Below are 25,225 nucleotides of genomic sequence, written 5' to 3'. Positions count from 1 at the left end.
GGCGCTTATGAGACGCGATGATGCGTCGGGTGCCGCACTGCCCTCAGGGATTCCGAGACTTTCGCGCACCACGATCTTCCAATGAAGAAGACTCTCCTGCTTCGTGTCATCCTCGGCGGCGCCATTGCCGTTCAATTGGCGGGAGTGCCCGCCGCCTATGCCGCACCGGCTTCAGCGCCGAGCAGCGGTTCAACGGCGTCCAACGCACCCCTCGTCAGCAATCTTCCCGATTTCACGCAACTCGTCGACCGTGTCGGGCCGGCCGTCGTGAACATCCGTACGACCGAGCGTGTCAGCCGTTCGCAGCGAGGCTTGCCACCGGGAATGGACGACGATATGGCCGAGCTGTTCCGTCGATTCTTCGGCGTGCCGATGCCGCAGCAGCCGGGCCCGAAGGGCGGCACGCCGCGCCGTGGCCAGCCGCAGCCGGATGAAGAGCAGAACAGTGGCGTGGGATCCGGCTTCATCGTCTCGAACGACGGCTACATTCTCACGAACGCGCACGTCGTCGATGGTGCTGACAGCATTTACGTCACCCTGACCGACAAGCGCGAGTTCAAGGCGAAACTGATCGGGGCCGACAAGCGTACCGACGTGGCGGTGGTCAAGGTCGAAGCCAAGGATCTGCCGACGGTGCCCGTCGGCGACTCGAACAAGCTGCGGGTCGGCGAGTGGGTGGTGGCCATCGGCTCGCCATTCGGTCTCGAAAATACGGTAACGGCGGGCATCGTGTCGGCCAAGGGCCGTGATACTGGTGACTATCTGCCGTTTATTCAGACCGACGTTGCGGTGAATCCGGGGAATTCGGGCGGCCCGCTCATCAACATGCGCGGCGAGGTCGTGGGCATCAACTCGATGATCTACAGCCAGACCGGCGGTTTCATGGGCATTTCGTTCGCGATTCCGATCGACGAAGTCATGCGTGTGGTCGATCAGCTCAAGAAGACCGGTAAGGTCGTGCGCGGCCGTATCGGTGTGGCGATCAGCGAAGTCAGCAAGGAAGTGGCCGATTCGCTGGGCTTGCCGCGTGCGCAAGGCGCGCTGGTGCGCAGTGTCGAGCCGGGCAGCCCTGCCGAGAAGGCGGGCGTGCAGCCGGGCGACATCATCATGAAGTTCGAGGGCCGCCCCGTCGACCATGCCACGGACCTGCCGCGTATGGTCGGTGAGACCAAGCCGGGTTCCGGCGCCACGCTGCAAGTGTTGCGTAAGGGCAAGAATCAGGATCTGAAGATCACGATTGCCGAGGCTGACGCCGATACGCCCAAGGCGTCGAAGGCGCAGGGTGGGGCCGCGGATACGCCGCATCCGAATGCGCTGGGCCTGGTCGTCTCCGATCTGACCGAGGCGCAGAAGAAGGACTTGAAGCTGCGCGGCGGCGTGCAGGTCGAACTGGCAGAGGGTCCGGCAGGGCGTGCGGGGCTTCAGCAGGGTGACATCATCCTGCGCGTCGGCGACGCCGATATTGCCAACGCCAAGCAGTTCGAGGAAGTGGTCAAGGCGCTCGATCCGAAGCGTCTGGTCCCGATCCTCGTGCGCCGTGGCGACGCTACGCAGTTCGTGCCGCTGCGCCCGCGCGCGCCCAGCGGCAAGTAATTCTGCCCATGACCGCGCCGGCGTTCACGCTTTACGGCCGCAAGTGGTGTCATCTATGCGATGACATGCTTGCGGCGCTCGAAGCGATGCGTCCGGCGTGGGATTTTTCGGTAACGGTCGTCGATGTCGACAGCGACCCCGTGCTCGAGGCCCGGTACGACGAGATCGTGCCGGTGCTGGCGCTGGGGGAGCGGGAGGTGTGCCGGTATCGATTCGATGTCGATGCCGTCGCGACGGTGTTCCAGTCGGCTTGACGCTACCGACCCCGCCTGCCACGCCTTCCACGGACGTCTCCCATACCTTCCCGCCATTTCCAGCGTATTGCCGCGAAACATTTGCAACGTCAACGACGTGCGAAACATGCAATAGCGACGTGATTCCGGGCGGCATCGGTGCGCTTTCGGCTAAAATGTCGTGTTTGCCGATTCTCTCGAAAGCCGCTGCCGAGCCGAATCCGATGGCACCGACTTTTCTATAGCCCGTCTCATGGACCATATTCGCAATTTTTCGATCATCGCCCACATCGACCATGGGAAATCCACCTTGGCCGATCGCATCATCCAGCTTAGCGGCGGTTTGTCCGATCGTGAAATGGAATCGCGGGTCCTCGACTCGATGGACCTCGAACGCGAGCGTGGCATCACCATCAAGGCGCAGACCGCCGCGCTGCAATACAAGGCGCGCGATGGCAAGGTCTACAACCTCAACCTCATCGATACGCCGGGACATGTCGACTTCTCGTACGAAGTGAGCCGCTCGCTGTCCGCATGCGAAGGTGCGCTGCTCGTGGTCGACGCCTCGCAGGGCGTGGAAGCGCAGACCGTTGCCAACTGCTACACCGCCATCGAGCTGGGCGTGGAAGTGGTGCCGGTGCTCAACAAGATCGATTTGCCGTCGGCGGAGCCGGAAAACGCGATTCAGGAGATCGAGGACGTCATCGGGATCGAGGCGACCGACGCCGTGCGATGCTCGGCGAAGACCGGTCTCGGCGTAGAGGATGTGCTCGAAGCGCTGATCGCCAAGGTGCCGCCGCCCAAGGGCGATGCGAACGCACCGCTGCAGGCGCTGATCATCGACTCGTGGTTCGACAGCTACGTGGGCGTGGTGATGCTGGTCCGTGTGGTCAACGGCACGCTCAAGCCGAAGGACAAGATTCATCTGATGGCTACGGGTTCGAGCCATCTGGTCGAGCAGGTGGGCGTGTTCACACCGAAGTCGCAGCAGCGTACGTCGCTGTCGGCCGGTCAGGTGGGCTTCATCATCTCGGGCATCAAGGAGCTGGGCGCAGCCAAGGTGGGCGATACGGTGACGCATGCCGTCACGACGACGACCAAGCCGGCCGACGCGCCGCTGCCCGGTTTCAAGGAAGTCAAGCCGCAGGTGTTCGCCGGCCTCTACCCGGTCGAAGCGAACCAGTACGACGCGCTGCGCGAATCCCTCGAAAAGCTCAAGCTCAACGATGCCTCGCTCCAGTACGAACCGGAAGTGTCGCAGGCGCTGGGCTTCGGCTTCCGTTGCGGCTTCCTGGGGCTGCTGCACATGGAAATCGTGCAGGAGCGTCTGGAGCGCGAGTTCGACATGGACCTCATCACCACGGCGCCGACCGTGATTTATGAGGTGACGGAGCGCGACGGTACGGTCGTGTCGGTGGAAAACCCGTCGAAGATGCCGGATCCGGGCCGTATTGAAGAAGTTCGCGAACCTATTGTGACCGTGAACCTCTATATGCCGCAGGAGTACGTCGGCTCGGTCGTGACGTTGTGCCAGCAGAAACGCGGCATTCAGATCGACATGCAGTATCACGGCCGTCAGGTCCGTCTGATTTACGAAATTCCGATGGCCGAAATCGTGCTCGACTTCTTCGATCGTCTGAAGTCGGTATCGCGCGGTTATGCGTCGATGGACTACGAGTTCAAGGAATATCGCGCGTCGGATGTGGTCAAGGTCGACATGCTCATCAACAGCGACAAGGTCGACGCGCTGTCGATCATCGTTCACCGTTCGGAGAGCCGTCGTCGGGGTGCGCAGGTCGCATCGAAGATGCGGGAAATCATTCCGCGCCAGATGTACGATGTGGCGATTCAGGCGGCGATCGGTGCGAACATCATTGCCCGTGAAAACATCAAGGCATTGCGCAAGAACGTGTTGGCAAAGTGCTATGGTGGCGACATCACGCGTAAGAAGAAGCTGCTCGAGAAACAGAAGGAAGGTAAGAAGCGCATGAAGCAGGTGGGGAGCGTTGAAATTCCCCAGGAAGCGTTCCTTGCCATTTTGCAAGTCGAAGATAAATAACGTAGCGACGGGTCCCGCATGAATTTCGCCCTGATTCTTTTGATCCTGGTGCTGGTGACCGGGGTGGCCTGGGTGGCCGACAAGTTGGTGTTTCAACCGGCGCGCCGCCGGGCAGCACAAGACGCTGTGTCGCAGTTCGATCAGCAGCAACTGGCCTTGCAGGGTTCCGGCATTCAGGGCTCTGGCGCGCAGGAAGGCAATGCACTGGCGAGCGCCCGTGCAAAGTTGCGGGACGAGAAGCTCCGTCAACCGTGGTGGCTGGAATATTCGGCCAGCTTCTTCCCGGTGATTCTGGCGGTGTTCGTGCTGCGCTCGTTCGTGGTCGAGCCGTTCAAGATCCCGTCCGGGTCGATGATTCCGACGCTGCTCGTCGGCGATTTCATCCTCGTGAACAAGTTCGACTACGGCATTCGTCTGCCGGTGGTGAACAAGAAGATCATCGATCTCGGCGAGCCGAAGCGTGGCGATGTCGTGGTGTTCCGTTATCCGAAAGATGAGTCGATGGACTACATCAAGCGTGTGATCGGTGTGCCGGGCGACGTCGTGGCGTATCAGAACAAGAAGCTCACGATCAACGGTCAGCCGGTGCCGGAAACGGCCTTGCCGGATTTCTTCGACGACGAACACATCGCTTACTTCAAGCAGTTCGAGGAGACCGTGGGGGGCGTCAAGAACCGGATTCTGAACGATCCGAACGTGCCGCCGTACATCATGGGCGCCGACGACTTCCCCAACAAGCAGAACTGCCAGTACAACAGCCAGGGCGTGATCTGCAAGGTGCCGCCGGGCAACTATTTCATGATGGGCGACAACCGCGACAACAGCGCGGATAGCCGCTACTGGGGCTTTGTGCCGGAGCAGAACATCGTCGGCCGCGCATTCTTTATCTGGATGAACTTCTCGAATCTGAAGCGTCTGGGTAGCTTCCAGTAAGTCTTGATGTCCCGGAGGAGATCGTCTCCTTCGATATGCATTGAATTGATGCGGAAATTGACGTAATTTCGTCGATTTCCGCATTATTATTTTTAAATAAGAAATAAAAGATGCGACGGGGGATGACTACCGGTGGGAAGCGTCTGTCCTGACCTCGGTATTGTCCGATCCACTGCCCTCACGTGAGTCCGAAAAGCCCGCTGGACGGGGGTAAAGCCCGTCGTTTCTTGGCGACGACGCACGCCGGGGCGGGAGCGTCGCGCTATACTTGCGCCATGCCTCAATCACTGAACCAACTGGAAGAACGCCTCCAGTACCGTTTCCACGATGCGGAATTGCTTTGCCAAGCACTGACGCACCGTAGCCATAGTGCCGCCAACAATGAGCGGCTGGAATTTCTCGGCGATTCCATTCTGAATTGTTCGGTCGCAGCGATTCTGTTCCGTCGCTACGGCAAGCTCGACGAAGGCGACCTCTCTCGTGTGCGTGCCAATCTCGTGAAGCAACAGTCGTTGTACGAGATCGCGCAGACGCTTGGTGTTTCCGATTTCCTTCGCCTGGGCGAAGGCGAGCTCAAGAGCGGCGGTTTCCGTCGCCCGTCGATTCTGGCCGATACCCTCGAAGCCCTGTTCGGCGCCATGTACCTCGACGGTGGATTCGAAGCGGCCTACGCGGTCATCGAGCGTCTGTACACGCCGGTGCTCGAACACGTCGATCCGAAGACGCTCGGCAAAGACGCCAAGACGCTGCTCCAGGAGTACCTGCAAGGGCACAAGATCGCACTGCCGCAGTACACGGTGATCGCCACCCATGGCGCCGCACACAACCAGCAGTTCGAGGTGGAGTGCACGGTGCCGAAGCTCGACATCAAGGTCGGTGGCTCGGGCGCGAGCCGCCGGGCGGCGGAGCAAGCCGCTGCCAAGAAGGCGCTGGAAGAGGTACAGAAGATGCCCGCGCTGGCCAAGCCGAAGGCCGAGAAGAGCGCCAAGGCCGCCAAAAAGCGTGCGGCCAAGGCTGCGGCGTCCGAAGCGAAAAAGGCGGAGAAGGCGGCGAGTGCCACGAATGCTACGGGGGCACAGCCAGTCGAAGCGAAAGACGCGAAGGACCTCAAGGACATCAAGGAGTCGCGAGAGCCGAAGGACGCGCGTGATGTCGCGACGGGATCGTCGGCGGCACCGGCGATGACGGCGTCGAGCCACGCTGCGCCGCGCGGCACGGCAGCGCCCGCGGAAAAATCTTCGGAGAAGCCCGCCGAGAAGGCTGCCGAAAAAGCTGCCGACAAGCCGGCAGAGAAGGTCGACGCCGCCAAGCAGCCTCCGGCAGCAGCCTGAGTCCCATTTGGGGGCGAGCGCAACGCGCTGCCCCTTTTCAAGAGAGTTTCCAAACATGAACGATAAGACGGATTTTCGCTGCGGTACCGTGGCGATCGTCGGGCGTCCGAACGTCGGCAAGTCGACGTTGCTCAACGCCCTCGTCGGTCAGAAGATCAGCATTACGTCGCGCAAGGCGCAGACGACGCGACATCGCATTACCGGCATCAACACCACGGAAGATGCGCAGTACATCTTCGTCGACACGCCGGGATTCCAGACACGTCACGCCACGGCACTGAACCGCTCGCTCAATCGTGCGGTCACTTCCACGCTCTCGAGCGTCGATGTCGTGATGTTCGTGATCGAGGCGGGTAATTTCGGGCCGGACGACGAGAAGGTGCTCAAGCTGTTGCCGGAGACCACGCCGGTGCTGCTCATCGTGAACAAACTCGATCGCATCAACGACAAGGCGGAAATGCTGCCGTTCCTGCGCAAGGTGGGTGAAGTGCGGGATTTCCGGGAAATCGTGCCGCTGTCCGCGAAGCGTGCGGATGACATCAAGCGCCTGCTCGGCGTGCTGCGCCCGTATCTGCTCGAAGGCGATCCGATCTATGGCGAAGATGATCTGACCGATCGCAGCGAACGCTTCATGGCGGCAGAGATTTTGCGCGAGAAGGTGTTCCGCTGGACCGGCGACGAGTTGCCGTACACGAGCACCGTCATCATCGACAAGTTCGAGGTAGAAGGGAATCTGCGCCGTATCTTCGCGACGATTCTGGTCGACCGCGATAACCACAAGGCGATGATCATCGGCAACAAGGGCGCGAAGCTCAAGCAGATTTCGACCGATGCGCGTCTGGATATGGCGAAGCTTTTCGATGGGCCGGTGTATCTGGAAGTCTGGATCAAGGTGAAGGGCGGCTGGGCCGACAACGAAGCCGGCCTGCGGGCATATGGCTACGAGTGAGCTCGAAACTTCACACGACGACATCGCTGCACCCGCCGAGGTAACCCCGGCGGGCAACGCGTCGCGAACGTCGCGTGGGTCCTCGTCATCGGCGACAGGGGCGCGGCCCACGCGTCAGTCCCGTAGTCCGCGCTCACGCGCCGTGGACGACGAAGCCTCGGAAGCTTTTCAGCAGGCCGAGGCCAATGTCGAGAACGCCGGTCGTGATGCCAAACGCGAAACCAAGCGCGTTCGGCGTGCGCCGTCACCCGCCCGGGTGGCTGAGCGCGAGCAGAGCCGGGTGACGGAACAACCCGGCTTTGTGCTCCACAGTTATCCCTACCGCGAAACCAGCCTGATCATCGACGTGCTCACGCGAGATCATGGCCGTATCGCGTTGGTTGCGAAGGGCGCGAAGCGTCCGCATTCCGCCTTGCGCGGCGTGCTTCAGACCTTTCAGCCGCTCTCGCTGGCCTGGCTGGGAAAAGGCGAGCTGCGTACGCTGACGAAAGCCGAATGGGTGGGCGGGTTGCGTCCGCTGGAAGGCGACGCGTTGCTCTCGGGCTTCTATCTGAACGAACTGCTGGTGAAGTTTTGTGCGCGCGACGATCCGCACGACAAACTGTTCCAGCACTATCTGACGACACTCCATCATCTGGCACACGGCGAGCCGGCAGGCATCATCCTGCGTGCGTTCGAGCGCGTGCTGTTGCGCGAGACCGGCTATGCCGTGGCGTTCGACCGTTGCACGCAAACGCGCGGCAAGGTCACGTCGGATCGCCGTTACGTGTTTCATCCCGACTGGGGCGTACGCCCGGCGCGTGGCGACGAGCCGTCAGACTGGCCCGTGGTCATTGGCCAGACACTGCTCGACATGGAGCAAGACGACTATTCACGGGCGCAGACCGTGCAGCAAAGCAAGCTGCTCATGCGCTTTCTTCTCAACCACCATTTGGGCGGCGTGCCGCTCAACACCCGGCAGATCCTGCTTGATCTGCAAAAACTATGAGCCTCTTCTTCCAAGGCAACCCCATCGACCTCGGGGTGAACATTGATCACGTTGCGACGGTGCGCAATGCGCGCGGTACGCGGTATCCCGACCCGATCCGGGCCGCATTGCTGGCTGAAGAGGCGGGCGCCGATGTCATTACGCTGCATTTGCGCGAAGACCGTCGCCATATTCGCGACGCGGACGTGACGAATCTGCGCGACAAGCTGATCACGCGCATGAACCTCGAATGCGCGGTCACGGAAGAGATGCTGAAGATTGCGTGCAGCGTGAAGCCGCACGATGTCTGCCTGGTGCCTGAGAGCCGTCAGGAGTTGACGACCGAAGGCGGTCTGGATGTCGTGGGTCTGTATGACCGTATCGCGGCGGCAACGCAGCAACTTGGCGAAGCGGGTAGCCGCGTGTCGCTCTTCATCGATCCGGATGCGGCGGCGATCGAAGCTGCGGCACGCATGGGCGCACCGGTGGTCGAGCTGCATACGGGGCGTTACGCCGAAGCGCACGACGAAGCGACACGCGAGGCGGAGTTCGCTCGCATCGAGCGCGCGGTCGCGCTGGGCGTTTCGCTCGGGTTGCGTGTCAACGCCGGTCACGGTCTGCATTACGAAAACGTGCAGCCGATCGCCGCGATCGAAGGCATTTCCGAGTTGAACATCGGTCACGCCATCGTTGCGCATGCCCTGTTCGCCGGCTGGGAAAATGCGGTGCGCGAGATGAAGGCCATCATGGTGGCCAGCCGTATCGCGGCGCGCGGTTGAGCGTGCGACTTTTCTTTTCGCCAGCGCCAAATTCGCGATAACGCGACGCGATACTCATGAGCGATACGACACCCTCGTCCTCCCGGCCCATTTCGTCGGTTCCGTCGGCTTCGTCGGCCTCGTCCGACGTGTCTGCATCGCCGGATACGTCGGTGCAGCGCGGGCACGTTGTCGCCCCGATGCAAGGCGCGACAGGGATCTACGGTGTCGGCACCGACATTCTGCAAATCAGCCGGGTGGTCGGCGTCATGACACGCACCAAGGGCCGATTTGCCGAGCGCGTGCTGGGGCCCGAGGAACTCAAGGTTTATTACGCCCGTCAGAAGCGCTCCGAGGTACGCGGACTTGCCTACCTGTGCACGCGGTTCGCCGCGAAGGAGGCGGTGTCGAAGGCTATCGGCCTCGGCATGCGCTGGCCGATGACGTGGCGCGCGGTACAGACGCTCAACGCGCCGTCGGGCAAGCCGGTGGTCGTGGCGTCCGGCGAGTTGGTGCAGTGGCTGGCGGACCGGCAACTGTCGATCGAGATCTCGATCACCGACGAAAAAGACTATGCGGTCGCGTTTGCGATCGCCTCGCGCCATTTGGATAACTCAAGCAACGCAAGCCATATTGCATCGGAGAAAACGTAATGACGAAGCGCAGGCCGGGCCCGGTGATGCTGGACGTCGTCGGGCTGACCCTCAGCGAAGATGACATCCGTCGCATCGACCATCCGTTGACCGGGGGTGTCATTCTGTTCGCCCGCAACTTCGACGATCGTGCACAACTGTGTTCGCTCACGAAGCAGATTCGCGACGTGCGCGACGACATTCTGATCGCGGTCGATCACGAAGGCGGACGCGTGCAGCGCTTCCGTACCGATGGCTTCACGCATCTGCCCGCAATGGGCAAGCTGGGCAAGCTCTGGCATGACGACGTGTTCAAGGCGACGCGCGTGACGACCGCTGTGGGTTACGTGCTGGCGTCGGAACTGCGGGCGTGCGACATCGACCTGAGTTTCACGCCGGTGCTGGATCTCGATTACGGCACGTCCACCGTGATTGGCGACCGCGCATTCGACAGCGATCCGCGCGTTGTGGCCATGCTGGCCAAGAGCCTCAATCACGGATTGCTGCTGGCCGGGATGGCGAACTGCGGCAAGCATTTCCCGGGGCACGGTTTTGTGGCGGCCGATTCGCATCACGAGATTCCCGTCGACGAGCGTTCGCTCGACGAGATTCTTGCCGTCGACGCGCAGCCGTACGACTGGCTGGGGATGTCGCTTTCGGCCGTGATGCCGGCGCACGTGATCTATCCGCAGGTCGATCCGAATCCGGCAGGTTTTTCGGCCAAATGGCTGAAAGAAATCCTGCGAGGCAAGTACGGGTTCGACGGCGTGATTTTCAGCGACGATCTGTCGATGCAAGGGGCGAGCGCGGCGGGTGATGTCGTGACGGCGGCGCATGCAGCACTGGATGCCGGCTGCGACATGGTGCTCATCTGCAATAGTCCGGAGAAGGCGGATCGCCTGCTGCGCGAGATGAAACCGGTTGCCGATACGGTCTCGCAGCGTCGTATCAAACATCTCCAGGGCCGTGGCAAGGTGCATGGCTGGGAGAAGCTGCTGGCGCAGCCGGAATATCAGGCGGCGAAGCGTCTGATCGCGGAGACGTTCGGCGGGTAACGAAACGCAAATCCGGGCACTCAAACAAAAAGCGCTCGACCCCGAAGGGACGAGCGCTTTTTTGTTACCTGACGAGCCCGACACCCGAAGGCGCCGCGCTCGCAAGCCGTCGATTAGACGCGGCTCTTGTATTCGTCGGTACGCGTGTCGATTTCGATCATGTCGTCGGTGTTGACGAACAGCGGCACCTGAATTTCCAGCAGGTCGTTGATCTTGGCGTTCTTCAGAACGCGGCCCGACGACGTGTCGCCCTTGACGGCCGGTTCGGTGTACTCGACCTTGCGCACGAGCGTGGTCGGCAGTTCGACCGAGATAGCCTTCTCGTTGTAGAACACGACTTCGCACGGCATGTCGGCTTCAAGGTACTTGATCGCGTTGTCCATGTTTTCCGCTTCGACTTCGTACTGGTTGTACTCAGCGTCCATGAACACGTACATCGGATCGGCGAAGTACGAGTACGTCACTTCCTTCTTGTCGAGCGTGACGGTGTCGAACTTTTCGTCTGCCTTGTACGTGAATTCGCCACGGCCTTCCTTCAGCAGCTTCTTGTACTTCAGCTTGACCATGCTGGAGTTGCGGCCCGACTTGACGAATTCGGTGCGGAGCACGACGTTCGGTTCATTCTCGAGAATGAAGACGTTACCGACGCGGAGTTCTTGAGCGGTTTTCATAAAAAACGAGATCCTGTGACGAAATAAGCGATTTGCCGCTTGTTGAGCGCTTCCATACGCCCATTCGCCGCTTGATTCCCGCGTCCGCCCGGAACGGTCTCCGGGGCAGCAGGTTCAGCAGCAAAGCGTTGAAAAACCAGCTATTTTACCTGATTTTCCGCGAAGCTTGCCAACTGTCGCGCAAGGTCCGGGAGGCTCGCCTGAGCCTGCGCCCATGCCTGCGCATGGCGATGCAGCGCGGGTAAGGCCGACGCCAGCGCTGCCCAGTCGGGCGCCGTGCTCGCGTAGCCGTTCCAGAGGTGCCAGAAGGTGCGCAAGGCCTCTCGCGCACCCTGTTCGAGCGGGGGCGTCGTGCCGTCCAGGTAGCGTTCGAGGAACGCGTCGAGCTTCACGTGATGCGCATTTTCGTCCTGCGGATAGATATGCCAGACGAATGGCTTGGCGGCCCATTGCGCCCGGACGAACGAGTCCTCGCCGCGTACGAAATTGAGATCGCAGGCCCAGAGCAGGGCGTCGAACTCGGTTTGCGGGACGAAAGGCAGGCCATACACCGTGAGCGCCCCGCGCGTGGCCGATTCTCCCGGCGCAAACGCCGCGCGGCCGAACCACTCGCCAACGGCGGGGGCGATACGTCCCTGGGGCACGAGGCAGACAATGGGCGTCTGGCTGGCCGCCCACTGGGCGAGCAGTCCCGGCAGCGCCGCGTTTTCGTACGCGAAGAGCGAGACAATCAGCGCATCCTGCGGGGCGGCGGGTAGCCCCAGCGTGCGTTGCCACCATGCGTTGCGAAGGTCGTCAGACGCGAGAAAAGCGTCACGACGAGAGAACAACTCGCGCTCGCGGGCGAGACCACCCGTACGGGGCGTAAAGCCGGGCAGGAAGAACGTTTTGACGAGCCCCAGTTGCGGATGGACCGACTTCTGCAAATGAAAGTCGTCGACCCATGCTTCCGCGCTCAGGTATTCGAGGTTGATCCAGATCGGCGCGCGACCGGCCTGCTTGCGGGCGTGCATCGCCTGGATGTAGTTGTCCGGAAGGTAGCAGGCGAAGGCTTCGATGACGATGTCGCCGGGAGCGTTGTCGTCGGTGATGGCACCGAAGTCGGCATCCCAGCGACGCACGTCGATGCCGTCGCAGCGCTGCCGGGGCGACGTCGGATCGATGTCAGGGCGCAGATAACGGAAGCTTGCGAGGTCGTCGACCCACAGCCGGACCGACCAGCCGTGCTCGCGCACGAGTTGACGCGCAAGCCGCCAGCACACGCCGATATCGCCGAAATTGTCGACGACCGTGCAGAACAGATCGCAGCGCGGTACCGGAGGAAGGGCGCCTGAGATCGGGGCGACGGAGGACGGCGTGACAGGCAGGGACATTGAGAAGCGGAAACGCGGATTGGTCTAAACTCCTGATTTTAGTCCCTGTGACGCGTGACGATGTCATCTTGCGGCGACGCGCCCGGTGCAAACACCGGTGTCGACGTCACCGCTGCCGTCGTATCGCGCCGTTTCCCGGGGACGCACCGATCATCACAGTTCATGACCGAAGACGCCCACGACGTCACGCCGCCGCGCAAGTCCCGCAAAGCCAGAGCCGCTCAAGCCGAGTCGGGGAAGACCGTCGCTCAGCCGACGAAGACGTCGGCGTCGGTCGACGATTCCGTCGCGCAGTCTGGCACCGGCGTAGTCGAACCGGGAGAGGGCGTCGCGCCGCGAGTATCGGCGCCGGCTGACGAACCCACCGGGACCGCTAAGGCGACCGACGCGGCCGAAGTGGACACGAGCGGCACGACGGCCGCGGCGAGCGACGCACCGGTTACCACAAAACCGGCCAAGGCCAGCAAGACGACGCGCGCCCGCAAAGCCGGTAACGTCGATAGCACTGACACCGCTTCCCAAACCGGCGACGCCAACGACGCCCCACTGTTCGATGCCCGCAAGGTCCTCGCACAATTGCCGAACCTGCCGGGCGTCTACCGCTACTACGACGCAGCGGGCAACGTCCTCTACGTGGGCAAAGCGCGCAATCTCAAGAAGCGCGTATCGAGCTACTTCAACAAGACGCAGCTCTCGCCGCGCATTGCGTTGATGGTCGCGCGTATCGCGAAGCTCGAAACAACCGTGACGCGCTCGGAAACCGAGGCGCTGCTGCTTGAGAACAATCTGATCAAGGCGCTGCATCCGCGTTACAACATCCTGTTTCGCGACGACAAGTCGTATCCGTTCCTAAAACTCACGCAGCACAAATATCCGCGCATGGCGTACTACCGGGGTTCGGTGGATCGTCGTGGACAGTATTTCGGACCATTCCCGAGCGCATGGGCGGTGCGCGAAAGCATCCAGATTCTGCAAAAGGTCTTCCAACTGCGGACATGCGAAGACTCCGTCTTCTCGAACCGCACGCGGCCTTGTCTGTTGAATCAGATCGAGCGATGCAGCGCGCCATGCGTGGGGGCGATTACGGACGAGGACTACGCGCGCGACGTGCAAAACGCTGCGGCATTCCTCTCCGGACGCCAGAACGAGGTGCTCGGCGCGCTGGAAGCCAAGATGATGACGTATGCCGAGGCGCTTCAGTTCGAGCAGGCGGCGGTGGTACGCAATCAGATGCAGGCGTTGTCCGGCGTTCTCCAGCAGCAATCCGTCGAGACGGCGGGGGATGTCGATGCCGACATTCTGGCCGTCGCGTACGCGGGCGGGCGCGCATGCGTGAACCTCGCGATGGTGCGCGGCGGGCGTCACCTGGGCGACAAGGCGTATTTCCCGGCGCACGTTGAGCGCGGTGTCGAGGGCGGCATTGCCGACGAGTTCGAGGAAGACGAGGTGCTGGCGCAGGATGCCTCCGGCGACCCGCCGAAGGACGCGACCCTCAACGAAGGCGAGATCGCTGGCGAGATGCCGTCGGATACGCCATCGGCGTCGCTCGAATCGCGACTGCTCGAAGCCTTCGTCGCGCAGCACTATCTGGGGCAGTCGGTGCCCCCGGTGCTGGTCGTGAGCCACGCACTGCCCAACGACGAGTTGCTGGCCGCGTTGTCGGAGCAGGCCGGCCGTCGTATTGCGATGGTGCGGCAACCGCAGGGACAACGTCGCGCGTGGCTTGACATGGCGCAGCAGGGGGCGCAACTGGCACTGACGCGTCTGTTGACCGAGCAAGGCAGCCAGCAGGCGCGAACGCGTGATCTGGTGCAGACGATCGGGCTCGATATCGACGATCCGGCGTTGCTGCGCGTCGAGTGCTTCGACATCAGCCATACGCAGGGCGAAGCCACGCAGGCGTCGTGCGTCGTCTTCCATCATCACAAGATGCAGACGAGCGAGTACCGGCGCTACAACATCGCTGGCATTACGCCGGGCGACGACTACGCGGCGATGCGTCAGGTGCTCACGCGGCGGTATGGCCGTCTGATGGAGGCGGCGTCGGCGGCTTCCGTGACGTTGGCCGATGCGGCCGACCCGTCATCGGTCGCGGCCGATGTGGCGCGTGCCGAGGCCGAGACTTCGGTCGTTGCGGATGGCGAGGTGACTGAAGTGACGGCATCGACGGCATCCGGTAAGCCGGACGTCTCCGATGTCGAAGCCAACCTGCCGCAACTGGTGCTGATCGACGGCGGCAAGGGGCAGGTGGAGGTCGCGCGTCAGGTGTTCGTCGAGTTGGGTATCGACATCGGCCGTCTGGTCGGCGTGGCGAAGGGAGAGGGCCGCAAAGTGGGTCTCGAAACGCTGATTTTTGCCGATGGCCGGGCGCCGCTGGAGCTGGGCCGCGAGAGCGCCGTGCTGATGCTGATCGCGCAGATTCGTGACGAAGCCCACCGCTTCGCGATCACCGGCATGCGGGCCAAGCGTGCGAAGGCGCGTCAGACGTCGCGACTTGAGGAGATCGAGGGAATTGGCGCGAAGCGACGTCAGCGCCTGCTGATGCGCTTCGGCGGTTTGCAGGGCGTGGCGTCGGCCAGCGTCGACGAACTGGCCAGCGTCGAAGGCATTTCCACGACGCTCGCCGAACAGATCTACCGTCAGCTTCACTGATCGCCGTCGGCGTCAGTCGATAGAACGCGTACCGCGAATCCGTGGAGGCACACCGGAACCGCCTCGCCGTTGCGCGCAACGCCAACGGTGCGGGCGCGATCACGGCGCTGGCTGCGTCGTCGGCTCGAATTGCACGACGCCACGCCACGCCACGTCACATCACGTATCGCCGTGAAACAGCAGGCGCATGACGGTCTCGTTGTCGACCGTCTCCCCGGAGAGCGTGCGTGCGAGGAGTTCACCACCGACGACCGGCGGCGCGAAGATCATATCCGGCTGCACGCGCTTGAGTTTGCTCAGATGCTTGCTGTCGTTGACCGACGCAATCGTGCGAACTTTCGGCGCGATCTCCTTCGCGGCAAGCACGATGAAGGCGTTTTCCGAATCGTCCGCCCGCAAGGCGAGCACGGCTCTCGCGTGATCGATCCCGGCTTGCGTGAGCACGGTGTTATCGCTGGCGTCACCGTGCATGACATCCGCGCCTTCCGGATACGGGTTGTCGACACTGCTTGAGATGATGACCGTCACCGGCCAGCCGCGCTTGGTGAGTTCGTGGTGCACGTTGACGGCAAGCGGCGAGGCGCCGGCCACGATGAAGTGGTTCTTTCGTATCACGTGTGTGAATCTCCCGGCGAGAATTTTCTTGAGGTTGCCACCGACCAGCGGGCCGATGACGACCGTGAGCGATGTGGCGAACACGCTGATCCCGAAGATGATGACCGAGGCGGTGAACAGGCGCGCGTCTGTCGAGATGGGCACGATGTCGCCATAACCGACGGTCGTCATCGTGACGATGGCAAAGTAGAAGGCGGTCGCCAGATCGGCGACGTTCGGCTTGAATTCGCGCCCCAGATACATCGTGCCGAACGTGGCATAGACCACTAGCGCGAACACCGCCACGAGCGTGTAGAGCGTGGCGGCGGCAAAGCTTGCCCGGTCAAACTCACGCCAGTACCAGAGCAGCAGGCCGAAGCAGGCGAGCGAAAGGACGAACGTCAGATCGAAGCGGATGTTGAGGTGGAAGTTGATCGTGGCGGCGAGCACGAGCATCACCAGCGTGAACGCCCAGGCGGTGCGTGCGCGGATGACGAGCCCGCAGGCGAGTGCGACCAGCGCCAGACCGACGAGCGCGCGGGGCAGATGCGAGAAGTCAATGCGCTCGATGGCGTTCAGGCCGAACAGCAGGCGGGGCAAATGGGTGGCTTCGATGCGCTCCAGCGCGGAGATGTCGCCGCGCACGAACAGGTCGATGAGCAGCGAGCCGGGCACGCGCAGAAGGACTGACGCGACGAGCAGCAGGCCGTCGATGCCGACCAGCGCCGCGATGACGATGTGCGCGGAGAGCACGGGGCGGTGCAGGGCACCACGCAGGGCGGGCAGGGGCCGGGGCAGTTTCACGAGATCGACGCTATTGGCGGGATGTTGCGAGCAAGATAGGGGCACACCGGCGCACATGTCAACAGGCGTGAGGTGCCCCGGCCTTGTCGCTGCGGGGCAGACACGGCACAATGCGGGTCTGGTACGGCTGCCGAGCGCGCCGTGTGTCGACCGCTGTTTGCCGAACTCATGCTGCCATGCCTTTTAATGTCCCCATCTTCCTGACCTGGCTTCGGATCGTGCTGATCCCGCTGGTGGTCGGCGTCTACTATTTGCCGACGACCTGGTTGTCATCGGTCGAGATGAACTGGGTCGCGTGCGCGGTGTTCGTGCTGGCGGCGCTGACGGACTGGTTCGATGGGTTTCTGGCGCGTCGCTGGAACCAGACGTCGGCATTCGGCGCATTCCTGGACCCGGTGGCCGACAAGCTGATGGTGGCGGCGGCGCTGCTGATGCTGTTGCAGATGGGCCGGATCAATGCGCTGGTGGCGCTGATCATCATCGGTCGGGAAATCACGATTTCGGCGTTGCGCGAATGGATGGCGCAAATTGGCGCGTCGCGCAGCGTGGCGGTGCATCAACTGGGCAAGATCAAGACGGCGGCGCAGATGGTGGCGATTCCGCTGTTGCTCTTCAACGGCACGGTGGCATGGAACGGTCTGCGTTTCGACTCGCGCTTCTGGGGCACGTGGCTCATTTACGTGGCGTCGGTGCTGACCTTGTGGTCGATGCTGTACTATCTGCGCCGCGCGTGGCCGCAGATTCGCGAGCGTGGCGGCGCGCAGATGTGAGCGTAAGTTCCTGAAAATGCGGGATAGACGCGCGAACTGCGCGGTGAAGGAGAAAATACTTCACAAATTTTCAGTGCAGGTGCTTGACACTGAATCGACGTTTAGACATAATCTCCTTCTCGCTGCTACGGCACTAGCCCGGCAGCGAAGTTTTAAGAAGTTGATGGATTGGTAGTACGCATGACAATGCGGGAGTAGCTCAGTTGGTAGAGCGCAACCTTGCCAAGGTTGAGGTCGCGAGTTCGAGACTCGTCTCCCGCTCCAGTTTTTACACTGGACATTAAGTGAGTTGATCCTTGGTGTTCGGTGTCATGCGGGAGTAGCTCAGTTGGTAGAGCGCAACCTTGCCAAGGTTGAGGTCGCGAGTTCGAGACTCGTCTCCCGCTCCAAATCCAGAGGGAAGCCTGGCTTCCCTTTTTATTTGCCGAAAAGCCCACGGCGATCGATCCGAAGGGCGCCCTCGATGGCAACAGCGAGCGGTTACAATGCGGCAGCATATCCCGATGGCGGGATGGCAGAGTGGTCATGCAGCGGCCTGCAAAGCCGTGTACGCCGGTTCGATTCCGACTCCCGCCTCCAAATTCAAAAGCCCTGACTTGTCAGGGCTTTTTCTTTTTCCGCTTCCTGTTTCCGCTTCCTGTTTCCGCTTCCCGTTTCATTTTCACCAAAGCCCGCTACAAGTGGTCAAAACCCGTCTCGTCCCCCCGGGAAAGGGCGATTTGCCACCCGGAATTCAGTAAGATTTGCCGTGTACGCAAGTGGATAACGGGCGACAAAACGGAATCGGAGAGAGGGTTGTGAGTACACCTATTAGGCCTTTTGTATCGGCGCCCGACATGACGTCGCCGAAACTTCCGTACGCGCCTGCGGCTACACTGCGGCGCTGGCGCACCTTGCGGCGAATCAAGCAAACGCACGCGGCGGCATTGTTCGGCGTATCCCAATCGACCGTGTCGCGTTGGGAGGCCGGAACACTCGCGATCGGCGCGGACGAACTGGCGCGGATCGAGCCGCTGCTGGCTGCAAGTCTCGACTCGGCTGCGGACAGAGCGCTGGCGCCACTCGTGAACTTCAATGCCCTGCCCGTGCATCTCGTCTGCGACCTCACGCACCGGTTGCTCGCCTGTTCGCCGTCGCGGGCGATGGAGTTCTCTGCGCCGGTTGCCACGCTGATGGGCAAGTCCTTGTGGCCGTTCGCGACGGATGCGATTCGGGCACGCGAACACTCGCTCAGAGTTGCGGGATGGGGTGAACATCCAACGCAGTCCGTCGAATTCGACACGGGCTGCAATGCTTCGACACTCGTACCGATTCGGGACAGTCGCTGCCGATGGACCCGCTTCACGCTGTCCGACGGCACCGTGGCGCGACTCGTCGAAACACTTTGAATCAACCTCGAACCCGCATTGCACCCATGCCCTCGCGCCAACGTGATCGAATCGGCCACGCATAATTTATGCGTAGATGGCCGTCTCGCTGACGCATAGACTGATTCATCGACACAGGATGAGCGCGAGGCGGGAGGGGCGATGAAAGCGACGACGGATGGAGCGACAGGCACACCGACAATCGACGGGCGACTGAGTTTCCTGCGCGCGTGCGAACGTCTGAAAGACGTGCTGCGAAGCGCACACACCTCGGCCGGACGTCGCGAGAGCACCGCCGAACACAGTTGGCGGCTCGGCCTCATGGCGATGGTCTTCATGGATCGGCTCGGTGACGTCGACCCGTTGCGGGTCATGGCGCTATGTCTGGTACACGACCTGGGCGAAGCGCTTCACGGTGACGTACCCGCACCTGCGCAACGCGCTGATGTCGACAAAGATGCCGCCGAGCGTCGCGATCTCCTGACAATCTGCGCATCGCTCGACGCGCCGCTGCGTGACCAGATCGTCGCGCTCTGGGACGAATACTCGCAAGCGGCAACGCCCGAAGCACGCGCGGTCAAGGCGCTGGATAAGCTCGAAACGATGCTGCAACACGCGCAGGGCGATAACCCGCCCGACTTCGATTACGCCTTTAATCTCGAGTACGGACGAAAAGCCACCGATGCGGTTCCATCGCTTCGCGACGTTCGCCAGCGGATCGATGACGCGACGCAAGATCGCCTGCTGCGAAATGCGTCATAACGATACGCTCGCCCGTACAGCCACACGCCACACGCCACACGCCGACACGACCATGCGAACCGTCGCCTGAGCGTGCGCCCTACGCCGCGCGTCTGACTGCGCCCGGCGCACGCCGCATCTCGAATCACGTTTCGTGCGCAATGCGATGCATAACAAGCGTTTGCCTCCGCACGAACCCCATCCGTTCGTAGAGCGCGATGGCGGTGTCGTTGTCGTCCTTCACATGAAGAAACGGGATGTCGCCTCGTGCGCGGATCTCCCGGCGGAGCCGGTTCATCAGCCGTCGGGCGATCGATTTACCGCGATGGCTTTCGTCCACGCACACCGCGCTGATTTCCACGTAACCGTCGAAACACATGCGCTCTCCGGCCATCGCGATCAGTTCGCCGTCGACGCGAATGCCAACGTAATCCCCCATCTCGATCGTACGTTTGCAGAAGGGACCGGGGCGCGTGCGTCCGGCTAACGCCATCATGTCGGGCACGTCCGTCGTGCCGAGTTGCACGATGGTTGCGTCGTCCTCGTCAGTGCCGAGGGCGTCTGCGCAATCCACCATTTGAATCACCGAAAACACGTGCTCGTGATGGATGCCCTCCATCGGCGGCAACGCCGTCAATGTCGGCACGAACGCGAAGCCGCCTTGCGGGATCAGGGGCATGAGTGCCTGAAACGCTTCCAATGTCGTGTTCTCGATGCCGGCGAACGGCGCGACATCCGGGTGATAACGACGCGCCAGAGGTGTCCCCTCGCCGAGCGCCGATTGCGTTGTCGAAAGCGCATGCCACACGGGGCTGTCGAGATGACCGGGATTCTGCTTTTCCATGATCGGTTTCCTGAAAGATGTGCTGCCGAAATCCCGGCTCAAACCGCGTGGGCGAGTATCGCTGTGGCGAACGACACCGTTGCCCCGAAGCCGACCAGAAACGCGAGCGTTCTGACGACAGGAATGCCCGCGACATAGACGACGTAATGGACGATGCGCGCCGTCAGATAAAGCTTCGCCGCAAAGACCGTCGACGGCGTAGAGATGCCCGACAACGCGGCGATCAATACCAGCGGCGCAAATACTGCGAGGTTCTCCACCGCATTCGCGTGGGCGCGCTTCGCCCGTTGCATCCATGCAGGTGCGGGCGCTCCTGCCGCGGGCGCTGTCCCTTCCAGTGCCGGATTCGCCATCGCGCGCATCGGTCCGCGCAGCACGATGCCGCCAACGATGTAAGGGATCCACATCGCGGCAGTCATCGCCGTCACGCAGGTCAGGTAATACAGTTCGGGCGTGAGCTTCATCGTGTCTGGCCTCGGGAAGTCGTTGAATATGCGGCGATTCTAGACAGGCGCAGCCGACGGAGATATAGTCGTAAATGACAATTTTAAGGCGATTTGCGACATGAAGGTTTGCGTCTTTGCACTCGACGGCATGTTCGACACAGGCATCACGGCGATCCTCGATACCCTGTGCACGGCCAACGAGATCGCGAAGTTAGGCGGCGCCGACACCGAACCGTTTCAGGTCACGGTCATCGGCGTGAAGCCGAGAGTGAAAACTGCGCTCGGCCTGACGATGGCGGTCGAACCGGCGCGCGAAGTCGACCGTCCCGACTGGGTCGTCGTGCCCGCGTTGAACGCCAAGATGGCGAATGTCCTCGTGCCCGCGCTGGCGCGACGCGACGTCGAGGCCGCCAAGTCGCATCTGCGCGAGTGGCGTGCGCAGGGCATCGGAATTGCGGCGGCGTGTATCGGCACGTTCGTGCTGGCCGACAGCGGACTGCTCGACGGCGAGGAGGCCACCACCACATGGTCGCTCTCGCCGTTGTTTCGCGAGCGTTACCCCACGGTGCGGCTCGACGACTCGCGCATGATCGTGACGTCCAATGGCCTCGTGACAGCGGGCGCCGCGATGGGGCATCTCGACCTTGCCTTGTGGTTCGTGCGACAGGTCAGTCCGGAACTGGCGTCGAACGTCGCCCGGTTTCTGCTGATCGACAATCGCGCGTCGCAGGCGCAGTACGTGATTCCCGACTATCTGGCGCACGCCGATCCGCTCGTCGAGCGGTTCGAGCGATGGTCGCGCGAGCACATGTCACAAGGGTTTTCGCTGGAGAGCGCGGCGAGCGCACTGCATGTTCACGTGCGCACGTTGCAACGTCGCACAGAGCAAGTGCTCGGCAAATCGCCACTCGCGTTCTTCCAGGACCTGCGCATTCAACGCGCGCGACAACTCGTGTCGAACGGTTGCGATCTCGATACCGTCGCGGCGCAAGTCGGGTATGCCGATGCGTCGACGTTGCGAAGCCTGCTGCGGCGAAAACTCGGACGCACGGTCAAGGAACTGCGCAAGGATTGAACGCAGACGTCTGACGCTGTTCGCAGATTCAGCGTCTCAGCAACCTGCCGTCTGTGCGCGCTTCACGTGTCACGCGGGCGAGACGTGCGATACGTGCAACGCCCTCGGCCGACCATGGACATGGCGAAGGAAATACCCGAGAATCGCGGCGCAAACCTCACCCCGTCCGCCGGGCCTCTCTTTGCTCACAGCCTTCCCTCCATGACGTATTCCTCCACATTCATCTTCGCTGCAAAGCCGTTCGACGACGAGTTCCATCGGCTCGATCAGGCGATCGCGCAGGCGGCGCGCAGCATTCCCGGGTACCTCGGCGAAGAGGCGTGGGAGAACGCTGCGACGGGGCAGGTCTCGAATGTGTATTACTGGGCGTCGCTCGAATCGCTTGAGCAATTGATTCGGCATCCGACGCATATCGAAGCGAAGGCCGCGCAGTCGAAATGGCTCGATGGTTATCAGGTCGTCATCTCGCAAGTGCTGCGCAGTTACGGTGACGGCAAGCTGCCTCACGTGCTCGTCCCGCACATCGTGAAATGATGCGGGACGTCGGCCGACGACACCTCAGAAGCCGATCTGTTTGAGGAACGCGTTCACCGGCGCCGACCACATCTTGCCGCCGTAGGTGAGCAGCATGTGACCGTCGTGGCCCGGGATGTCTTCCGTGTGAACGAACTGCGCCGGGCTGCCTGACGCCGCGAACGCGTCGAACCATTGTCTGGGCGCGTCCGGGCCCCAGTACTGGTCGTTATGCGCGTACAGCCACAAGCCCGGAATCCTGGTGCGCTTGCCGAATTCGCCGTACACCGCTTTCATCTGCTCGGGGTCGCAACTGTGCTGCGGCGCGCGCTCGGGCGAGCCGCCTGCGCCGCCCGAGAAGTTGATGTAACCGACGACGCCCGGCGGGTTGGTCGCCGCAGTGGAGACCGTGGTGAAGCCGCCGACCGAGCGTCCCTCCAGCACCACGCGGTTCTTGTCCGCCCATGGCTGCGCCTGCGCCCACTTCAGCACGGCGAGGTTCGCCTCTGCCGTCACCTTGGCCAACGTCTCGAAGTCCGGGCGACGCGTGCATTGTCCCGACTGATTGAACGACGCCCCCGAGTTCTCCCGATCCGGTCCGCCCGTCAAGCCGTACCCGACGCGAATCGGCGCGACGATCGCGAATCCCTTCGCGAGCCAGAAGCGCACATGGCCCGGCAAAATCGGCGCGGTGAGCTTCGCGCGCGTCTGCGGATCACCCGCTCGTCCATGCTCGAAGATCAGCACGGGGAAGGGGCCGTCGCCGGCAGGTTTGTAGACCTCCGTGTGCATGTCGACGTCGCCCCCGAACGTGCCCGCGCCGGGCAGCTTGATGGAGACGATCTCGGGCTTGACCGGCGCATGGGCGGCGCTCGCGGGCGACGCATCGTCGTCTGTCGCCGCGTATGCCGCAGGCGTGGCGAAGACCGTGGCAATGAGCGAGGCGACAAGCGCGGCGACGCAGAGGCATCGAGCGTGCAAAGCAGAACGTCCGACGAGGGGTGTCATGGGATGGATGGCGTTCCGGTGGCGATCCGAGGTTCGGGCTCTCACTCACAAATCGACGCTCATGCTACTTCGCGCCCTGACGTTTGAGCAATCCTCCGAATCATGGATGTTGCGGGGGCATGAAGTCTCGATGAAGTCATGAACCTATGGCCATGAGGTCCCCGCGCAAACGACGTCAACCTGCCGCGTCGTCATCGGCCACCAACGTTCCGGCGGCGCGCGCATCCGCGATGTCGGGCGATGCCATGGCGAAGTAACGGCCGGGCGTGGTGTTGAACGTGCGCTTGAATACCGCGATGAACGCACTGGCGTTGTCGTAGCCGAGATCGAGCGCGACGGTGCCCACCGGTTGTCCGGCGGCGAGCAGTTCCAGCCCGCGCAACAGACGCGCCCGCTGACGCCACGCCGTGAACGTCAGCCCGGTCTCTTCGACGAAACGACGGCTCACGGTGCGCGGCGCGGTGTTCGCCCAGGCGGCCCATGCGTCGAGGGTGCGCGCATCGGCGGGGTTGTCGACGAGCGCGGTGGCGATGCGTTTCAGGCGGGCGTCGCCGGGCATCGGCAGACGGAAGGCGTCGGCGGGACTTAGCGCGATCTCGTCCAGAATCACTTGCATCACGTGCGTTTGCGCCCGGTCCGGGGGACCCATGTCCCATTGCGCGGCCCTGACCACCGCTTCGCGCAGCAGTCCCGAGACCTCGATCGCACGCGGTTGCTCCGGCAGTCCCGCGCATCGGTCCGGGCGGACGTACACCGCCCAGCCGTTGAACGGCCCGTGAGAGAACGCGGCGTGAGGACAATGCGGCGGCACCCACACGGCGCGCGTCGTCGGCACGACCCACGCGCCGAGACTCGTGCGCACGGAGATCAGACCGTTGAACAACCCAAGCAACTGACCGGACGCGTGATGATGCGTCTGCGACACGCGCGGCGTGCTTTCGCGACCGACGAGCGCGATCAGCGGCGGATCACTCGCGTCCATGTGCTGAACGCGCGCCATCTTGGCTTTGAGGTGTTTCGGTAAATTCATGGCGTCATTTCGCTATTGAATGGCGCCGATAGTCTATCAGCGCCACCCAATGCCGGGATATGCTCGGCGCGTGTTCTTGAAGGAGCGTGCCATGTCGCAGCCCATCCCTCCCGCCGGGTCCGGCGATCTCCCCAATACCGCCGATGACCGCGCTTGCGAGCCGCCGACGCCAGCGGTCGCATCTCATGTCGATCTCACTCAGCTTTACGACCCGCCATCGGAGATGATCACGAAGGGTGTGTTACCGCACCTGCTCTCATTTCACGTGGCATATCTCAACGTCGCCACGTTCTTCTGCGTGGCGACGGGCAGCGCCGAGGGGCTCGATGCCTCGCCGCGTGGCGGTGAGCCGGGCTTCGTCAAGGTGCTCGACGAGAAGACCGTGATGTTCGCGGACTGGCCGGGCAACAACCGTATCGCCTCGTTGCGCAACCTGTGTGAAGACGATCGCATCGGCATGCTGTTTCTGTTCCCGGGGCTGGAAGTCTTCATGCGGATCAACGGCCATGCAAGGATTGCCACCGATCCGGCCTTGCTGGCGACGCTAAAAGAGGGCGAGCGCACACCGAAGACGGCCATCGTCGTGCACATCGACGAAGTGTTGTTTCATTGCGGCAAGGCGATCAATCGCGCGAAGCTCTGGCGCGCCGAATCGCACGTCGACCGCAAGGCGGTGCCGTCAATGGGAGACATGAAGACGGCGCTCACCGGAATGGACAAGGCACGCGCAAGCGAGATCGATGCCGGCTACTACCGTGCGGTGCGCGGCGATCTTTATTGAGTGAGGCAGGGGAAGGCAGACGAGCGCGCGGTCAGCCCTCGCTCAT

Annotated in this window: 23 protein-coding genes, 3 tRNA genes and 1 pseudogene; 20 read left to right on the top strand and 7 right to left on the bottom strand. The window is 62.5% G+C overall.

Translation table 11 applies throughout. The features are described from left to right. Positions 1-81 precede the first annotated feature (81 nt). From PCA20602_RS01960 to nagZ, 10 genes and pseudogenes are all read left to right on the top strand, one after another. Entirely contained in the window at positions 82-1,593 is a 1,512-nt protein-coding gene (locus tag PCA20602_RS01960) for a DegQ family serine endoprotease (protein WP_150719730.1), read from the top strand. Between the two features lie 8 nt (positions 1,594-1,601). Further along, a complete protein-coding gene (locus PCA20602_RS01955; protein ID WP_150719729.1) occupies positions 1,602-1,847 on the top strand; it encodes a glutaredoxin family protein in 246 nt (81 codons plus the stop codon). Between the two features lie 232 nt (positions 1,848-2,079). Beyond that, positions 2,080-3,885: a translation elongation factor 4 gene (lepA, locus tag PCA20602_RS01950; protein WP_150719728.1), complete on the top strand. Its 1,806-nt coding sequence runs from the start codon at positions 2,080-2,082 to the stop codon at positions 3,883-3,885. An 18-nt stretch (positions 3,886-3,903) separates the two neighbouring features. Further along, complete coding sequence (gene lepB, locus PCA20602_RS01945; protein ID WP_150719727.1) at positions 3,904-4,818, top strand: signal peptidase I; 915 nt, start codon at positions 3,904-3,906, stop codon at positions 4,816-4,818. A 275-nt stretch (positions 4,819-5,093) separates the two neighbouring features. Next, positions 5,094-6,146: pseudogene (rnc, locus tag PCA20602_RS01940) on the top strand (ribonuclease III); the annotation flags it as partial. Positions 6,147-6,204: 58 nt separating this feature from the next. Beyond that, positions 6,205-7,098, top strand: coding sequence for a GTPase Era (gene era, locus PCA20602_RS01935; protein ID WP_069342273.1), 894 nt, complete (start codon positions 6,205-6,207; stop codon positions 7,096-7,098). Beyond that, positions 7,085-8,086 (top strand): DNA repair protein RecO, encoded by a 1,002-nt coding sequence (gene recO, locus PCA20602_RS01930; protein ID WP_343031965.1) that lies wholly within the window; start codon positions 7,085-7,087, stop codon positions 8,084-8,086. Before era ends, recO begins: the two co-directional genes overlap by 14 nt. Beyond that, on the top strand, positions 8,083-8,844 hold the full coding sequence (gene pdxJ / locus PCA20602_RS01925; protein WP_150719724.1) for a pyridoxine 5'-phosphate synthase: 762 nt from the start codon (positions 8,083-8,085) through the stop codon (positions 8,842-8,844). The genes recO and pdxJ overlap by 4 nt, the downstream gene beginning before the upstream one ends. 179 nt (positions 8,845-9,023) lie before the next feature. After that, positions 9,024-9,476 carry a holo-ACP synthase gene (gene acpS / locus PCA20602_RS01920; RefSeq protein ID WP_150720003.1) on the top strand — a complete coding sequence of 151 codons (453 nt, stop codon included), beginning with the start codon at positions 9,024-9,026 and terminating at the stop codon, positions 9,474-9,476. Next, positions 9,476-10,510: a beta-N-acetylhexosaminidase gene (nagZ, locus tag PCA20602_RS01915; RefSeq protein ID WP_150719723.1), complete on the top strand. Its 1,035-nt coding sequence runs from the start codon at positions 9,476-9,478 to the stop codon at positions 10,508-10,510. Before acpS ends, nagZ begins: the two co-directional genes overlap by 1 nt. 113 nt (positions 10,511-10,623) lie before the next feature. Here nagZ and efp read toward each other — a convergent pair whose 3' ends face one another. Both efp and earP read right to left on the bottom strand, forming a co-directional pair. Then, positions 10,624-11,181, bottom strand: coding sequence for an elongation factor P (gene efp / locus PCA20602_RS01910; RefSeq protein WP_069342277.1), 558 nt, complete (start codon positions 11,179-11,181; stop codon positions 10,624-10,626). Positions 11,182-11,321: 140 nt separating this feature from the next. Next, positions 11,322-12,554: an elongation factor P maturation arginine rhamnosyltransferase EarP gene (earP, locus tag PCA20602_RS01905; protein ID WP_150719722.1), complete on the bottom strand. Its 1,233-nt coding sequence runs from the start codon at positions 12,552-12,554 to the stop codon at positions 11,322-11,324. Between the two features lie 546 nt (positions 12,555-13,100). On the opposite strand from earP, the gene uvrC reads away from it, so the two are divergent. Further along, on the top strand, positions 13,101-15,206 hold the full coding sequence (gene uvrC / locus PCA20602_RS01900; protein ID WP_150720002.1) for an excinuclease ABC subunit UvrC: 2,106 nt from the start codon (positions 13,101-13,103) through the stop codon (positions 15,204-15,206). Between the two features lie 159 nt (positions 15,207-15,365). On the opposite strand, the gene kch is transcribed toward uvrC, so the two are convergent. Next, positions 15,366-16,604, bottom strand: coding sequence for a voltage-gated potassium channel protein (gene kch, locus PCA20602_RS01895; RefSeq protein WP_246181975.1), 1,239 nt, complete (start codon positions 16,602-16,604; stop codon positions 15,366-15,368). A gap of 176 nt (positions 16,605-16,780) precedes the next feature. Between kch and pgsA the strand changes: the two genes are divergently transcribed. The 6 genes from pgsA to PCA20602_RS01865 all read left to right on the top strand — a co-directional run bounded on the left by pgsA (position 16,781) and on the right by PCA20602_RS01865 (position 19,503). Next, positions 16,781-17,374: a CDP-diacylglycerol--glycerol-3-phosphate 3-phosphatidyltransferase gene (gene pgsA, locus PCA20602_RS01890; RefSeq protein WP_150668652.1), complete on the top strand. Its 594-nt coding sequence runs from the start codon at positions 16,781-16,783 to the stop codon at positions 17,372-17,374. 188 nt (positions 17,375-17,562) lie between these two features. Next, positions 17,563-17,638, top strand: a tRNA-Gly gene (locus tag PCA20602_RS01885). A 49-nt stretch (positions 17,639-17,687) separates the two neighbouring features. Further along, positions 17,688-17,763, top strand: a tRNA-Gly gene (locus tag PCA20602_RS01880). Between the two features lie 116 nt (positions 17,764-17,879). Next, positions 17,880-17,953: transfer RNA gene (locus tag PCA20602_RS01875), tRNA-Cys, on the top strand. Between the two features lie 257 nt (positions 17,954-18,210). After that, positions 18,211-18,762, top strand: a complete 552-nt coding sequence (locus PCA20602_RS01870; protein WP_150719721.1) for a helix-turn-helix domain-containing protein — start codon at positions 18,211-18,213, stop codon at positions 18,760-18,762. A 141-nt stretch (positions 18,763-18,903) separates the two neighbouring features. Next, the gene (locus PCA20602_RS01865; protein ID WP_150719720.1) at positions 18,904-19,503 is read left to right on the top strand and encodes an HD domain-containing protein; all 600 of its coding nucleotides are present in this window, start codon (positions 18,904-18,906) and stop codon (positions 19,501-19,503) included. A 124-nt stretch (positions 19,504-19,627) separates the two neighbouring features. Here PCA20602_RS01865 and PCA20602_RS01860 read toward each other — a convergent pair whose 3' ends face one another. Together PCA20602_RS01860 and PCA20602_RS01855 are read right to left on the bottom strand one after the other, a co-directional pair. Next, positions 19,628-20,326: a GNAT family N-acetyltransferase gene (locus PCA20602_RS01860; RefSeq protein ID WP_150719719.1), complete on the bottom strand. Its 699-nt coding sequence runs from the start codon at positions 20,324-20,326 to the stop codon at positions 19,628-19,630. A 38-nt stretch (positions 20,327-20,364) separates the two neighbouring features. Then, a complete protein-coding gene (locus PCA20602_RS01855) occupies positions 20,365-20,790 on the bottom strand; it encodes an MAPEG family protein (protein ID WP_150719718.1) in 426 nt (141 codons plus the stop codon). A 100-nt stretch (positions 20,791-20,890) separates the two neighbouring features. Between PCA20602_RS01855 and PCA20602_RS01850 the strand changes: the two genes are divergently transcribed. Continuing rightward, positions 20,891-21,847 carry a GlxA family transcriptional regulator gene (locus tag PCA20602_RS01850; RefSeq protein WP_150719717.1) on the top strand — a complete coding sequence of 319 codons (957 nt, stop codon included), beginning with the start codon at positions 20,891-20,893 and terminating at the stop codon, positions 21,845-21,847. A gap of 201 nt (positions 21,848-22,048) precedes the next feature. Then, the gene (locus tag PCA20602_RS01845) at positions 22,049-22,381 is read left to right on the top strand and encodes an antibiotic biosynthesis monooxygenase family protein (RefSeq protein WP_069344444.1); all 333 of its coding nucleotides are present in this window, start codon (positions 22,049-22,051) and stop codon (positions 22,379-22,381) included. Positions 22,382-22,405: 24 nt separating this feature from the next. Here the strand turns inward: PCA20602_RS01845 and PCA20602_RS01840 are convergent, their stop codons facing one another. Both PCA20602_RS01840 and PCA20602_RS01835 read right to left on the bottom strand, forming a co-directional pair. Then, a complete protein-coding gene (locus tag PCA20602_RS01840) occupies positions 22,406-23,368 on the bottom strand; it encodes an alpha/beta hydrolase family protein (protein WP_150719716.1) in 963 nt (320 codons plus the stop codon). Positions 23,369-23,543: 175 nt separating this feature from the next. Then, positions 23,544-24,398, bottom strand: a complete 855-nt coding sequence (locus PCA20602_RS01835; protein WP_217432344.1) for an AraC family transcriptional regulator — start codon at positions 24,396-24,398, stop codon at positions 23,544-23,546. A gap of 91 nt (positions 24,399-24,489) precedes the next feature. Here PCA20602_RS01835 and PCA20602_RS01830 point away from each other — a divergent pair, with 91 nt between their 5' ends. After that, a complete protein-coding gene (locus tag PCA20602_RS01830; RefSeq protein ID WP_150719715.1) occupies positions 24,490-25,179 on the top strand; it encodes a pyridoxamine 5'-phosphate oxidase family protein in 690 nt (229 codons plus the stop codon). Positions 25,180-25,225: the final 46 nt, after the last annotated feature.

Source organism: Pandoraea capi (assembly GCF_902459735.1).
GTDB classification, from domain to species: Bacteria; Pseudomonadota; Gammaproteobacteria; order Burkholderiales; family Burkholderiaceae; genus Pandoraea; species Pandoraea capi.
The sequence above is the reverse complement of the archived record's forward strand: the minus strand, read 5'-3'. Positions and strand labels throughout refer to the sequence as shown.

Excerpts from the sequence above, each read along its gene's own strand:
- PCA20602_RS01960 (WP_150719730.1), top strand. The coding sequence starts at position 82 with ATGAAGAAGACTCTCCTGCTTCGTGTCATCCTCGGCGGCGCCATTGCC.
- PCA20602_RS01955 (WP_150719729.1), top strand. The coding sequence starts at position 1,602 with ATGACCGCGCCGGCGTTCACGCTTTACGGCCGCAAGTGGTGTCATCTA.
- lepA (WP_150719728.1), top strand. The coding sequence starts at position 2,080 with ATGGACCATATTCGCAATTTTTCGATCATCGCCCACATCGACCATGGG.
- lepB (WP_150719727.1), top strand. The coding sequence starts at position 3,904 with ATGAATTTCGCCCTGATTCTTTTGATCCTGGTGCTGGTGACCGGGGTG.
- era (WP_069342273.1), top strand. The coding sequence starts at position 6,205 with ATGAACGATAAGACGGATTTTCGCTGCGGTACCGTGGCGATCGTCGGG.
- recO (WP_343031965.1), top strand. The coding sequence starts at position 7,085 with ATGGCTACGAGTGAGCTCGAAACTTCACACGACGACATCGCTGCACCC.
- pdxJ (WP_150719724.1), top strand. The coding sequence starts at position 8,083 with ATGAGCCTCTTCTTCCAAGGCAACCCCATCGACCTCGGGGTGAACATT.
- acpS (WP_150720003.1), top strand. The coding sequence starts at position 9,024 with ATGCAAGGCGCGACAGGGATCTACGGTGTCGGCACCGACATTCTGCAA.
- nagZ (WP_150719723.1), top strand. The coding sequence starts at position 9,476 with ATGACGAAGCGCAGGCCGGGCCCGGTGATGCTGGACGTCGTCGGGCTG.
- efp (WP_069342277.1), bottom strand. The coding sequence starts at position 11,181 with ATGAAAACCGCTCAAGAACTCCGCGTCGGTAACGTCTTCATTCTCGAG.
- earP (WP_150719722.1), bottom strand. The coding sequence starts at position 12,554 with ATGTCCCTGCCTGTCACGCCGTCCTCCGTCGCCCCGATCTCAGGCGCC.
- pgsA (WP_150668652.1), top strand. The coding sequence starts at position 16,781 with ATGCCTTTTAATGTCCCCATCTTCCTGACCTGGCTTCGGATCGTGCTG.
- PCA20602_RS01870 (WP_150719721.1), top strand. The coding sequence starts at position 18,211 with ATGACGTCGCCGAAACTTCCGTACGCGCCTGCGGCTACACTGCGGCGC.
- PCA20602_RS01865 (WP_150719720.1), top strand. The coding sequence starts at position 18,904 with ATGAAAGCGACGACGGATGGAGCGACAGGCACACCGACAATCGACGGG.
- PCA20602_RS01860 (WP_150719719.1), bottom strand. The coding sequence starts at position 20,326 with ATGGAAAAGCAGAATCCCGGTCATCTCGACAGCCCCGTGTGGCATGCG.
- PCA20602_RS01855 (WP_150719718.1), bottom strand. The coding sequence starts at position 20,790 with ATGAAGCTCACGCCCGAACTGTATTACCTGACCTGCGTGACGGCGATG.
- PCA20602_RS01850 (WP_150719717.1), top strand. The coding sequence starts at position 20,891 with ATGAAGGTTTGCGTCTTTGCACTCGACGGCATGTTCGACACAGGCATC.
- PCA20602_RS01845 (WP_069344444.1), top strand. The coding sequence starts at position 22,049 with ATGACGTATTCCTCCACATTCATCTTCGCTGCAAAGCCGTTCGACGAC.
- PCA20602_RS01840 (WP_150719716.1), bottom strand. The coding sequence starts at position 23,368 with ATGACACCCCTCGTCGGACGTTCTGCTTTGCACGCTCGATGCCTCTGC.
- PCA20602_RS01835 (WP_217432344.1), bottom strand. The coding sequence starts at position 24,398 with ATGAATTTACCGAAACACCTCAAAGCCAAGATGGCGCGCGTTCAGCAC.
- PCA20602_RS01830 (WP_150719715.1), top strand. The coding sequence starts at position 24,490 with ATGTCGCAGCCCATCCCTCCCGCCGGGTCCGGCGATCTCCCCAATACC.